An 11,831-nucleotide genomic window follows, 5' to 3' on the forward strand; every position below is an offset into this window, starting at 1 on the left:
AAGATGGAAATAAAACCATCCCGTTATCTCCTGGCACATTAAATATTAACATCGATCAATTTTATTATCCGAATAATCAATTGGCATCTTTGAAAAATATAAATATTATTCTTCCACCAGGAAATATTCTAGGTATTTGCGGTCCTACAGGATCCGGAAAAAGCACTTTATTAAAACTTATTCAAAGACAATTTAATTTTGATAAAAAAGAAATAGTCTATCATAATTTATCATTATTAGATCTAAAAATTGATGATTGGAGAAAACGAATTGCAGTTGTAAATCAAACTTCTTTTTTATTTTCAGAAACTATAGCAAATAACATTTCTTTAGGAAAAAATAATGCATCTCAAAAAGAAATCGAAAAAGTAGCAAAATTAGCTGATATACATAAAGACATTCTCTATTTACCTGAAAGGTATGAAACTCAAGTCGGAGAACGTGGTGTAATGTTATCTGGTGGTCAAAAACAGCGTATTTGTATAGCACGTGCATTATTATTAAATCCAGAAATATTAATATTAGATGATGCACTTTCTGCAGTTGATGCGCAAACTGAAAATAATATTTTAAAAAATATTAAAAAATGGAAAAAAAAAGAACACTCATTAATTATTACAGCACACCGTCTATCTGCATTAATTAATTCAGACGAAATTATAGTAATCAAAAATGGCTCTATCATACAAAGAGGCAATCATATGAAATTAATTAAAGAAGAAAATTGGTATAGATCTATGTCTTATTATCAACAATTAGAAACAGAACTTGAGGATAACTAAAAAATAGGTGAAAAATTTATAATATGAATCATTTAATTGAATTCTGGCCCATTTTAAAACGATTACTAGTTTATGTAAAACCTTACAAAAAAAAATTAATTTTAGCATCTTTTTTACTTTTAAGTGGATCAATATCAGAGGTTTTAGGGCCAATTTTAATAAGTTATTTCATTAATAATTGTTTATCTAAACATCAATTACATTTATTCATCATATTAAGTATAATTATGTTGTTTATAATATTACAAATATTATCAGTTTTTCTTAATTATTTTCAAAGTATTTTATTTAATGAAATAGCAGTAAAAAGTATTAATAAACTACGTCAAGACGTTATGTATGCTGCTTTACGACAACCAATTAGTGTTTTTGATTCGCAACCTATTGGACAAATGATTTCAAAAGTCACAAATGATACTGAAGCAGTTAAAGAATTATATGATACAGTTGCACCTACATTGTTTCGTAGCATAATATTAATTTTTATTATATTATTTGCTATGTTTAGTCTTGAATGGCATATGGCAATTATAGCTTTGTTTATTCTACCATTAGTTACTTTACTCATGTTAGTGTATCAGTACTATAGCACTCCACTTTTACGAAAAGTAAGATACTACTTAGCTGATATTAATAATAAATTCAATGAAAATATTAACGGAATGAATGTAATTCAACAATTCCGTCAACAATACAGATTTAAAGAAAAAATAAAAAAAAGTAGCGATTTACACTATTTAGCACGTATGAAAATATTAAGATTAGATGGTTTTCTATTAAGACCATTACTTAGCTTATTATCTGCTATAATATTATGTAATTTTATATTTTTATTTAGTTTTTTCCCTATTGAAGCGTTTGAAGTCGGTATACTATATGCATTTATTACTTATCTTGGTCGACTAAACGAACCTCTAATTGCTATTACTATTCAGCAATCAGTACTACAACAATCTATTGTTGCAGGAGAAAGAATATTTTCACTGATAGATTCACCACAACAAAAATATGGAAAAATTAATAATGTATTAAAAAGTGGAAAAATAAATATTAAAAATGTTAGCTTTGACTATACTCAATCCAAAAAAAATATATTAAAAAATATTAATATCGATATTCTTTCTAAAAGTTTTGTTGCGCTTGTAGGACAAACGGGTAGCGGAAAAAGCACTTTAGCAAATTTATTAATGGGATACTATCCTATAAAAAATGGAAAGATATACTTGGATAACAAATCTATTGATTCAATAAATCATTGTGTTTTAAGAAAAAATGTATTAATGGTACAACAAGAACCTATAATTCTCTCAGATACTGTTCTTTATAACATTACATTAGGCAGAAAAATTTCTGAAGAAAAAGTTTGGAAAATATTAGATACAGTTCGTCTTTCATATCTAGTAAAATCTATGCCAAAAGGAATTTATTCTCTTTTAGGAGAAGAAGGTAACAATTTATCTGTAGGTCAAAAACAATTATTAGCTATTGCTAGAATACTAGTTGCATATCCTAAAGTACTTATATTAGATGAAGCTACTGCTAATATTGACTCTGGCACAGAACAAATCATTCAAAAAACATTATTAGAAATACGAAAAAATTGCACATTAATAGTAATTGCACACAGACTTTCGACTATTATTGAAGCAGATTTAATTGTAGTTCTAAAAAAAGGGAAAGTTGTTGAAATTGGTAAACATAATCAATTATTGAATAAAAAAAATTTCTATTGGAAAATGTACAAGTATCAATCATCTAAAATGTAAGAGTTTCTGTTAGCTGTATCAGAACACCTGTATTAACTGATATGGCTGCTTTCTTCCGAATCTGACCAAGTTATTCAATTTTACAGTGTTTGGAGCTAACAGAAAACTCTGTTTTAAATTTTAATAATAAAAAATTCAGAATTCCTATTCTATATATCAAATTTAAAATTTACAACTAATATTTATATTTAAATTATAAATTATAAAAATATTTATAAAATAAAGAAGAACACTTTCATAATATAATGAATATTAGTAGCATAACTGTCTTTCAATAAAATATTAAAAAAATATATGAACTATCAAATATTAGCGCGAAAATGGCGTCCGCAAAATTTCGAAGATGTAATCGGTCAAAAACATATTGTAACTGCTATATCTAATGGATTATCTCTTGGTCGCATTCATCATTCATGGTTATTATCTGGCAGTAGGGGAATTGGAAAAACTACAATTGCTCGCTTACTAGCTAAAAGTTTAAATTGTCAAAAGGGTATCACATCAAATCCTTGTAGAAAATGTATTATTTGTCAAGAAATAGAAAAAGGATTATGTTTAGACGTACTTGAAATAGATGGAGCCTCTCGTACTAAAGTAGAAGATATGCGAGAAATTTTGGATAACATTTACTACTCTCCCACTAAAAGCCGTTTTAAAGTATATTTAATTGATGAAGTTCATATGCTGTCACGTCATAGTTTTAACGCGCTGCTTAAAACGCTTGAAGAACCTCCTACACATGTTAAATTTATTTTAGCAACAACAGATATAGATCGAATTCCTAAAACTATTATTTCTCGTTGTTTATGTTTTAAGTTAAAAATTATTTCCGAAGAAAATATTTTTAACTTTTTAAAATATATTTTAAATAAAGAATCTATTGATGCTGATGAATATTTTTTAAAAAAAATTTCTCATCATGCTAAAGGTAGCATACGAGATGGACTTAATTTACTAGAACATGCTATAAATCTCGGTAACGGTCGTGTTGATATAAAAAATATAACAGAAATATTAGGTGTGCTACCTGAAAAATATGCTTTTTTATTAACTGATGCAGTTTTAAAAAAAGATTCAAAAAAAATAATGTTATTGTTGAATAAAATCAGTCATATAGGAGTAGAATGGGAAGAAGTTTTAATAGAAATGTTACGTTTTTTATATCATGTTTCTCTATCACAAGACTTTCCATTAATATGGAAAAAATTTTTTACAGAAAAATATAAATATCGCATTGAAGAATTATCAAAAAATGTTAATAAAAAAAATGTTCAATTATGTTATCAAATATTATTAAATGGTAGAAAAGAACTGAAATTTGCGCCAACTCAAAAAATAGGAGTAGAAATGTCTTTATTACGTGCTGTTACTTCTATTATATAAAAAAATTAATTTTAAAAAAATTTTAATATTTAAAAAAATAAATTATATAATTTAATATTAGAAATAAAATATTTAAAAATAAAAAAATATATTAAAGAAAAAATAATTAAAAAATATTTATTAAAATAAAATCTATATATAAATTTAAAAAATAAATTTATATGAAAATAAAAAATTTTATTGATTATAAAAAAATGATTTATATACATTAATTCTTAGTGAATAATTTCTTTAAAAATATAAATGATAAATATTAAGAGAATACTGATTATTTAAAAAAATATAATATTGAAACATTAAAAAAATTTTTAATATAGAATTTAAACAAACAATATTCGTCTTCTTAAAAAACAATAAAAGATAAAAAATATTATTTTTATATTCCAAACAGAGAGATCGACAAATATGTTTACTAAAGGTGGTTTAGGTAACTTAATGAAACAAGCACAACAAATGCAAGAAAAAATGGCAAAAATACAAGAAGAAATAGCCCAAATGGAAGTTACAGGAGAAGCAGGAGCTGGATTAGTCAAAGTAACTATTAATGGAGCGCATAATTGCAGACGAGTCGAAGTAGATCCTAGTTTGCTTCAAGATGATAAAGATATGCTAGAAGACTTAGCAGCTGCTGCATTCAATGATGCAACAAGAAGAATATCTGAAGTTCAAAAAAAGAAAATGTCAGCTATATCTACAGGAATGCAGCTACCAAATGGTTTCAATCTACCTGTTTAAAAATAAAATTTTAAAATAATAAAAAATAGAAATGTGATATTAATGAATAATTATAAATTTTTTAAAGTATTTTTTTTAGAAAAGTATTTTTTTTAGAAAATAATTTTTATTTTTTGATAAATCAATTTTATTTTAATGTAAGAAGAGATATATGAATGAAAATAAAAAATAAAGAAGTTTATAAATTTCAATCAGAAGTAAAACAATTATTACATTTAATGATTCATTCACTGTATTCTAATAAAGAAATCTTTTTAAGAGAACTAATATCTAATTCATCAGATGCAATAGATAAATTAAGGTTTGAGTCTATATCATTACCACATTTATACGAAAATGATAGTAATGTAAAAATTCAAATATCTGTTAACAAAGCACAAAGAACAATAACAATTAGTGATAATGGCATAGGCATGACTAAACAAGATGCCATTGAAAATCTTGGTACAATTGCTAAATCAGGAACAAAATCGTTTCTTGAATCTCTGGAAAAAAAAGAAAACAAAAAAAACGAATTAATTGGAGAGTTTGGAGTTGGTTTTTATTCATCTTTTATTGTATCTGAAAAAGTTTCAGTTAGAACTAGATTTGCCGGTGCACAATCTAACGAAGGGACTTTATGGGAATCATCAGGAGAAGGGGAATATAATGTTACAGATATTACAAAAAAAACTAGAGGAACTGAAATTACTTTATTTTTAAAAAAAGAAGAAGAAGAATTTTTAGAAATATGGCGCATTAAGAATATAATTAGTAAGTACTCTGATCATATTACTGTTCCGATACACATACAAAATTATGATGAAAAAAACAAAACATATTTTTGGGAACAAATTAATAAAGCTAAAGCATTATGGACACTAAAAAAAACTTCTATTACTGACAAAGATTATAAAGATTTTTATAAACATCTTACTCATGATCAAAACGATCCACTTATTTGGAGTCATAATCGTGTAGAAGGAAATCAAGAATATATTAGTTTGTTATATGTTCCTGAAAAAGCAGCTTGGGATATCTGGAATCGAGATAATAAACATGGTTTAAAATTATATGTAAAACGTGTCTATATCATGGACAATTCACAAGCTTTTCTGCCTAATTATTTACGTTTTATAAGAGGATTAATAGATTCTAGTGATTTGCCTTTAAATATTTCCAGAGAAATATTACAAGATAATTCTATTACAGAAAAATTAAGAAAAGCACTGATAAAAAGATCTTTAAGTATGTTAGACAAGCTGGCACAAAATACTGCTGAAAAATATCAAATTTTTTGGAAACAATTCGGACTTATTCTAAAAGAAGGACCAGCAGAAGATCATCAAAATTTAGATAAAATTGCTGATTTATTACGTTTTTCATCTATTAAAAATAATAGTTCTGAACAAAATATGTCTTTAACAGAATATGTATCTAACATGAATGAAAAACAAGAAAAAATATATTATATTACTGCAGATAGTTATTCATCTGCAAAAAATAGCCCACATTTAGAATTTTTTAAAAAAAATAATATTGATGTTTTACTATTATCCGATCGTATTGATGAATGGATGATGAATTATCTTACTGAATTTAGAGGTAAAAAATTTCAATCTATTAGTAAAGAGGATTCATCACTAAATAAGATAACAAAAGAAAAAAAAATAAAAAATAATGAAGTTTCAACAGAAATGATTGAATTTTTAAAAACAGTAAAAAAAATATTAGGAGAAAAAATAAAAGATGTTAGATTAACTAATCGATTAACAGAAACACCTTGTGTTCTACTTAGTGATTCTGCCGAAATGACTACACAAATGGCTAAACTTTTTTCTGCAGCAGGACAACCTGTTCCAGAATTAAAATATATTTTTGAAATTAATCCTGAACATATTTTAATAAAAAAAATATGCTTAATGAAAAATGAAAAAGAACTTAACGAATGGATTAAATTGTTACTAGATCAAGCGTTATTAGCTGAAAAAGGTAATCTAGAAAACCCACATAAATTCATAGCTAGAATGAATAAATTACTTATTAAATAATAAGAAATATGATTACTACTATCATATAGTAGTAATCTTAAGATCAACTAATACATAAAAAAGAAATCATTATGCATATTATTTTATTAGGTGCACCTGGAACAGGAAAGGGAACACAAGGAAGAATTATTGCTCAAAAATATAAAATCCCTCAAATATCTACAGGCGACATACTACGAGAAAGTATTTCTTCTAAAAATAAAATAGGGCTAAGTATTAAAAAAATTATAGAAGAAGGAAAGCTAGTTTCTAATGAAATTGTATGTAATTTAGTTAAAGAGAGAATTAAAAAAAAAGACTGTATAAATGGTTTTTTATTAGATGGATTCCCGAGAACTATCGAACAAGCTTTATACCTGTCAAAAAATAACATAAAAATAGATTACGTCATAGAATTTGTAATGCCATTTAAATCTATATTAGAACGGATATCAGGTAGACGAATACATATTCAATCAGGACGTATTTATCATGTAAAATGGAATCCTCCAAAGCATAAAAACAAAGATGATATAACTGGAGAATCATTAATTACAAGAGAAGATGATAGGGAGGAAAGCGTTAAAAATAGATTGAATGAATATAAAAAAGTGCATCATCCATTAATTGAATACTACATGCATGAAAAAATAGCAGGTAATGTAAAGTTTGTTAAAATTAATGCCATAAATACATTATCTCATATACAAGAAGAAATAGAAAAAATTTTAAGTAAGTGATTTTCTGTGCGTTCTACAGGATTTGAACCTGTGACCTACGGCTTAGAAGGCCGTTGCTCTATCCAACTGAGCTAAGAACGCATAAAATGTATAATCAGATTAAAATTTAACATTAATACAATATATATGCAACTAAATTAATATTAATATTGTTATATTTAATAATACTAACCTATATTATAATAACATTTTTATATATACAAAAATAATAGAGTCACTTACTAATGTCTGCAATAATTATAGATGGCAATAAAATAGCAAAAAAAATACAATTAAATATTTTAAAAAAAGTAAAAAAAAGAAGAAATAATGGGGAAAAAATACCTGGATTAGCTATGATTTTAGTCGGGAACAATATTCCTTCTCAAATTTATGTTCATAAAAAACAAATAGCATGTAAAAATGTTGGTTTTTTTTCAGAATGTTGGAATTTTCCTGATAATGTCAATGAAATAGAAATATTAAATCTCATTTCTGAATTAAATGAGAATAAAAATATAGATGGAATTTTAATACAATTGCCATTACCTAAACAGATAAACCAAGTAAAAATTTTAAGTAGCATTATTCCCGAGAAAGATGTAGATGGGTTTCATCCATATAACACCGGTTCTTTATGTCAAAGAACTCCCAGACTACGAGCATGTACACCTAAAGGAATAATTACAATGTTAAAATACAAAAAAATAAAAACTCACGGGTTACATGCAGTAATGGTTGGAGCCTCTAATATAGTCGGAAGACCCATGAGTTTAGAATTATTATTGGCAGGATGTACAACTACTGTGACACATCGCTTTACTAAAAATTTAAAAAATCATGTAAGCAATGCTGATTTATTAATTGTGGCAGTTGGAAAACCAAGGTTTTTAAAAGGTAATTGGATAAAGAATGGTTCTATAGTTATAGATGTTGGAATTAATAGATTAAAAAATGGACAAATAGTAGGTGATGTAGATTTCGAAAATGCATGTTTAAGAGCATCTTATATTACTCCTGTACCTGGAGGAGTCGGACCTATGACAGTAGCTACATTGCTACAAAACACATTAGAAGCCTGTGAAAAATATCACGACTGTTAAATTTTTTTATATTTACGCCATATTGTTTTATTAGGTAAATCTTCTAATATTATATCTAAAGATGCTAATTTCTCTCTGATGTTATCTGCTTTTTTCCATAATTTTAATTTTCTTGCAACGTTTCTTTTTTCTATCAATAATTCAATTTTTCTTAATTTATATGAATTTAATGTACTTTTTTTTTGTAAGAAATCTTCTGGATTTTGCGTTAAGAATCCTAAATTATTAGCTAAACGTTTTAATCTAAAAGCAAATTTATTAGCTTTTAACATATCTTGATTTTTAAAAAAATTAATTCGACGTGCTATTTTACAAAAAATAGAAAATACTTTAGGAGTATTAAAATCATCATTCATGGCGTTATAAAATTCAGACTCAAAATTAACACCCTCTTCGTTATTAAAACAAGGATCAGTATTGTATAATGTTGTATATAAATATTCTAATGAAATACATGCTTGATTTAATTTTTTTTCACAATAGTAAATAGGATGACGATAATGTGTTGAAAGAAAAAAATAACGTAACACTTCAGGATTCCAATCTTTTAAAATATTTCTCAAAAAGTGAACATTTCCTAAAGACTTAGACATTTTTTGATTATTTATGATCACCATCCCAGTATGCATCCAAAAATTTATTATTGATTTATTATTAAAACATATAGATTGAGCTCTTTCGTTTTCATGATGAGGAAAAAGAAGATCAGAACCACCTCCATGAATATCTATAGAATCATTAAAAAAAACGCTATTTATAGCACTGCATTCGATGTGCCAACCAGGTCGTCCTTGTCCCCATGGAGAATTCCAAGAGTATTCTGCTTGATTAGAAACTTTCCAGAGTATAAAATCCAAAGGATTTTTTTTCATTTTATTAACAGGAACACGTAATCCGGATTTCAATAATATCAAAGATTGACGAGATAAAGTTCCATAATTAGGATCGCTATCTACAGAAAAAACAACGTCACCATTTTGGTTTATATATGCATGTTTTTTTATTATTAACTTTTTAATTATTTCGATAATGTTATAAACATAATCTGTAATACGAGGCTCTTCGTCAGGAGGAACAATACCTAAAGACTTAAAATCTTTATGCATTTCTTTTATCATAAAGGTAGTAAGAGAATTAATATTAATTTTTTCTTTGACTGATTTTAAAATAATTTTATCATCTATATCAGTAATATTCCGAATATATTTTACTTGAAAACCAGATAAACGTAAGTAACGAACTATCATATCAAATACTACAAAAGTACGTCCGTGTCCAATATGACAAAAATCATATACAGTTGCACCACATACATACAAATTAATTTGATTTTTTTTAATAGGCTTAAAAATTTCTTTTTTTTTAGTTAACGTATTAAAAATTTTTAACATGATTTATTTCCTATAAAATATATTCAAATAAAATAATATAAAATATATTATTTTCTATATTACCAATATGTTAAACTAATCAAATTATTTTTTATAAAAAATATTTACCATATAAAATTTCAAAAAAAGTTAAAAAATTATTTATAAAAATTTAAAATTAATTATAAAATATATAATTAAAAATTAAAATCTTAAAAAGATTATATATTTTCAAAAAAATAGGGGACTAATAATGAATATACAATTACGAGAAATGTTAAAATTCCCTTGTTTTTTTACTTATAAGATTATTGGATTAGCACAACCTGAACTTATTGATCAAATAATAAAAGTCATTCAAATTCAAATTCCTGGAGATTATACACCTCAAGTAAAATCCAGTAACAGAGGCAACTATCTTTCTGTTTCAATTACAATATGTGCTAAAAATTTTGAGCAAATTGAAATTTTATACCATGAGATTAGTAAAATCAATATAGTTAGAATGGTTCTCTGAAAAAATATAGTTAGAATGGTTCTCTGAAAAATTTAAAATACATATAAGAATTTTTATACTCATGTAGTACAGCCCCATTAAAGAGCCGTACTATAAGAACATGTTTTGTATTTATATTAAAAAGTTAAATCAATTTATAAACTAATAACATTAGCAGCAGATGGTCCTTTCGCACCCTCAGTAATTTCAAACTCAACGCTTTGACCTTCTGCTAAAGTTTTAAATCCATTGCTTTGTATAGCTGAAAAATGAACAAATACATCTTTACTTCCATCTTCTGGAGTAATGAAACCAAAACCTTTAGATTCATTAAACCACTTAACATTACCTTTAATCTTGGACATCTATATTACCTTACATGAAAAAATATACTAAATTGAAAAAAAATTAATCAATAACTTTTTTAATTATTTTATAATTTAAAATTTTAATATAAAAAATTTAAATTCTCAATAGATTAACATGTAAATCTATTGTTAGCTAGAAAGTAATTTGTTTTTAAAAACATTTATATAAATCTTAATAAAAAATTTTTATATTTTTTAAATACTATACTATTTATAATATAAAATAGTAATATATTTTAAAGAATAATTAATTTTAAATATAAAAAAACCCGAAAAAATTTCGGGTTTTTTTATGCCTGGATTTGACCTACTCTCACACGGGGAGACCCCGTAATACCATTGGCGTTATAGCGTTTCACTTCTGAGTTCGGAATGGATTCAGGTGGTACCACTACACTATTTTTACCAGGCATTTTAATAAATTTTTATTTTTAAAATACTTTTAAAAATTAATGAATTCAGTAAAAACAAGATTTTTATTAAATTTATTTTAAAAACACCTCTGGTGTTGCAAGGTTAAGCCTCTTGGGTCATTAGTACTAGTTAGCTCAACATATTGCTATGCTTACACATCTAGCCTATCAACGTCGTAGTCTTCAACGTCCCTTCAGTAAACATTTCTGTTTCAGGGAAGACTTATCTTGGGGCAAGTTTCGTGCTTATATGCGTTCAGCGCTTATCTTTTCCGCATTTAGCTACCGGGCAATGCCATTGGCATGACAACCCGAACACCAGTGATGCGTCCACTTCGGTCCTCTCGTACTAGAAGCAGCCCCCCTCAATCTTCCAGCGCCCACGGCAGATAGGGACCGAACTGTCTCACGACGTTCTAAACCCAGCTCGCGTACCACTTTAAATGGCGAACAGCCATACCCTTGGGACCTGCTTCAGCCCCAGGATGTGATGAGCCGACATCGAGGTGCCAAACACCGCCGTCGATATGAACTCTTGGGCGGTATCAGCCTGTTATCCCCGGAGTACCTTTTATCCGTTGAGCGATGGCCCTTCCATTCAGAACCACCGGATCACTAAGACCTGCTTTCGCACCTGCTCGAGCCGTCACTCTCGCAGTCAAGCTAGCTTATGCCATTGCACTAACC

At 26.6% G+C, this 11,831-nt stretch carries 10 protein-coding genes, 1 tRNA gene, 2 rRNA genes and 1 other RNA gene; 8 read left to right on the forward strand and 6 right to left on the reverse strand.

Annotated elements, in window-relative coordinates:
- A partial coding sequence (locus ACTP5B_RS03060; RefSeq protein ID WP_464829906.1) for an ATP-binding cassette domain-containing protein occupies nt 1-782 on the forward strand: 782 nt, incomplete at its 5' end.
- A gap of 23 nt (nt 783-805) precedes the next feature.
- The gene (locus ACTP5B_RS03065; protein WP_464829908.1) at nt 806-2,548 is read left to right on the forward strand and encodes a SmdB family multidrug efflux ABC transporter permease/ATP-binding protein; all 1,743 of its coding nucleotides are present in this window, start codon (nt 806-808) and stop codon (nt 2,546-2,548) included.
- 4 nt (nt 2,549-2,552) lie between these two features.
- Here ACTP5B_RS03065 and ffs read toward each other — a convergent pair.
- Nucleotides 2,553-2,649, reverse strand: an RNA gene (gene ffs, locus ACTP5B_RS03070) — signal recognition particle sRNA small type.
- 193 nt (nt 2,650-2,842) lie between these two features.
- On the opposite strand from ffs, the gene dnaX reads away from it, so the two are divergent.
- The 4 genes from dnaX to adk all read left to right on the forward strand — a co-directional run bounded on the left by dnaX (nt 2,843) and on the right by adk (nt 7,415).
- Complete coding sequence (gene dnaX, locus ACTP5B_RS03075) at nt 2,843-3,931, forward strand: DNA polymerase III subunit gamma/tau (RefSeq protein WP_464829910.1); 1,089 nt, start codon at nt 2,843-2,845, stop codon at nt 3,929-3,931.
- Nucleotides 3,932-4,336: 405 nt separating this feature from the next.
- A complete protein-coding gene (locus ACTP5B_RS03080; protein ID WP_464829912.1) occupies nt 4,337-4,666 on the forward strand; it encodes a YbaB/EbfC family nucleoid-associated protein in 330 nt (109 codons plus the stop codon).
- Nucleotides 4,667-4,827: 161 nt separating this feature from the next.
- Nucleotides 4,828-6,696 carry a molecular chaperone HtpG gene (gene htpG / locus ACTP5B_RS03085; RefSeq protein WP_464829919.1) on the forward strand — a complete coding sequence of 623 codons (1,869 nt, stop codon included), beginning with the start codon at nt 4,828-4,830 and terminating at the stop codon, nt 6,694-6,696.
- Nucleotides 6,697-6,767: 71 nt separating this feature from the next.
- Nucleotides 6,768-7,415: an adenylate kinase gene (gene adk, locus ACTP5B_RS03090; RefSeq protein WP_464829913.1), complete on the forward strand. Its 648-nt coding sequence runs from the start codon at nt 6,768-6,770 to the stop codon at nt 7,413-7,415.
- 7 nt (nt 7,416-7,422) lie between these two features.
- Here adk and ACTP5B_RS03095 read toward each other — a convergent pair.
- Nucleotides 7,423-7,496, reverse strand: a tRNA-Arg gene (locus ACTP5B_RS03095).
- Nucleotides 7,497-7,639: 143 nt separating this feature from the next.
- Here ACTP5B_RS03095 and folD point away from each other — a divergent pair.
- Entirely contained in the window at nt 7,640-8,497 is an 858-nt protein-coding gene (gene folD / locus ACTP5B_RS03100) for a bifunctional methylenetetrahydrofolate dehydrogenase/methenyltetrahydrofolate cyclohydrolase FolD (RefSeq protein WP_464829914.1), read from the forward strand.
- Here the strand turns inward: folD and cysS are convergent.
- Complete coding sequence (cysS, locus tag ACTP5B_RS03105) at nt 8,494-9,888, reverse strand: cysteine--tRNA ligase (protein WP_464829916.1); 1,395 nt, start codon at nt 9,886-9,888, stop codon at nt 8,494-8,496. The two genes, folD and cysS, sit on opposite strands and share 4 nt — an antisense overlap.
- Nucleotides 9,889-10,120: 232 nt before the next feature.
- Here cysS and ybeD point away from each other — a divergent pair, with 232 nt between their 5' ends.
- A complete protein-coding gene (ybeD, locus tag ACTP5B_RS03110) occupies nt 10,121-10,384 on the forward strand; it encodes a DUF493 family protein YbeD (protein WP_464829917.1) in 264 nt (87 codons plus the stop codon).
- 134 nt (nt 10,385-10,518) lie between these two features.
- Here ybeD and cspE read toward each other — a convergent pair whose 3' ends face one another.
- From cspE to ACTP5B_RS03125, 3 genes are all read right to left on the reverse strand, one after another.
- On the reverse strand, nt 10,519-10,728 hold the full coding sequence (cspE, locus tag ACTP5B_RS03115; RefSeq protein WP_009874442.1) for a transcription antiterminator/RNA stability regulator CspE: 210 nt from the start codon (nt 10,726-10,728) through the stop codon (nt 10,519-10,521).
- A 297-nt stretch (nt 10,729-11,025) separates the two neighbouring features.
- Nucleotides 11,026-11,141: ribosomal RNA gene (rrf, locus tag ACTP5B_RS03120) — 5S ribosomal RNA — on the reverse strand.
- A 102-nt stretch (nt 11,142-11,243) separates the two neighbouring features.
- Nucleotides 11,244-11,831: ribosomal RNA gene (locus ACTP5B_RS03125) — 23S ribosomal RNA — on the reverse strand; the annotation flags it as partial.

Source organism: Buchnera sp. (in: enterobacteria), assembly GCF_056343165.1.

What these genes read in the sequence shown, in the direction of transcription:
- cspE (WP_009874442.1), bottom strand. Translation starts at nt 10,728, where the DNA reads ATGTCCAAGATTAAAGGTAATGTTAAGTGGTTTAATGAATCTAAAGGT.
- ACTP5B_RS03080 (WP_464829912.1), top strand. Translation starts at nt 4,337, where the DNA reads ATGTTTACTAAAGGTGGTTTAGGTAACTTAATGAAACAAGCACAACAA.
- cysS (WP_464829916.1), bottom strand. Translation starts at nt 9,888, where the DNA reads ATGTTAAAAATTTTTAATACGTTAACTAAAAAAAAAGAAATTTTTAAG.
- ybeD (WP_464829917.1), top strand. Translation starts at nt 10,121, where the DNA reads ATGAATATACAATTACGAGAAATGTTAAAATTCCCTTGTTTTTTTACT.
- dnaX (WP_464829910.1), top strand. Translation starts at nt 2,843, where the DNA reads ATGAACTATCAAATATTAGCGCGAAAATGGCGTCCGCAAAATTTCGAA.
- adk (WP_464829913.1), top strand. Translation starts at nt 6,768, where the DNA reads ATGCATATTATTTTATTAGGTGCACCTGGAACAGGAAAGGGAACACAA.
- folD (WP_464829914.1), top strand. Translation starts at nt 7,640, where the DNA reads ATGTCTGCAATAATTATAGATGGCAATAAAATAGCAAAAAAAATACAA.
- ACTP5B_RS03065 (WP_464829908.1), top strand. Translation starts at nt 806, where the DNA reads ATGAATCATTTAATTGAATTCTGGCCCATTTTAAAACGATTACTAGTT.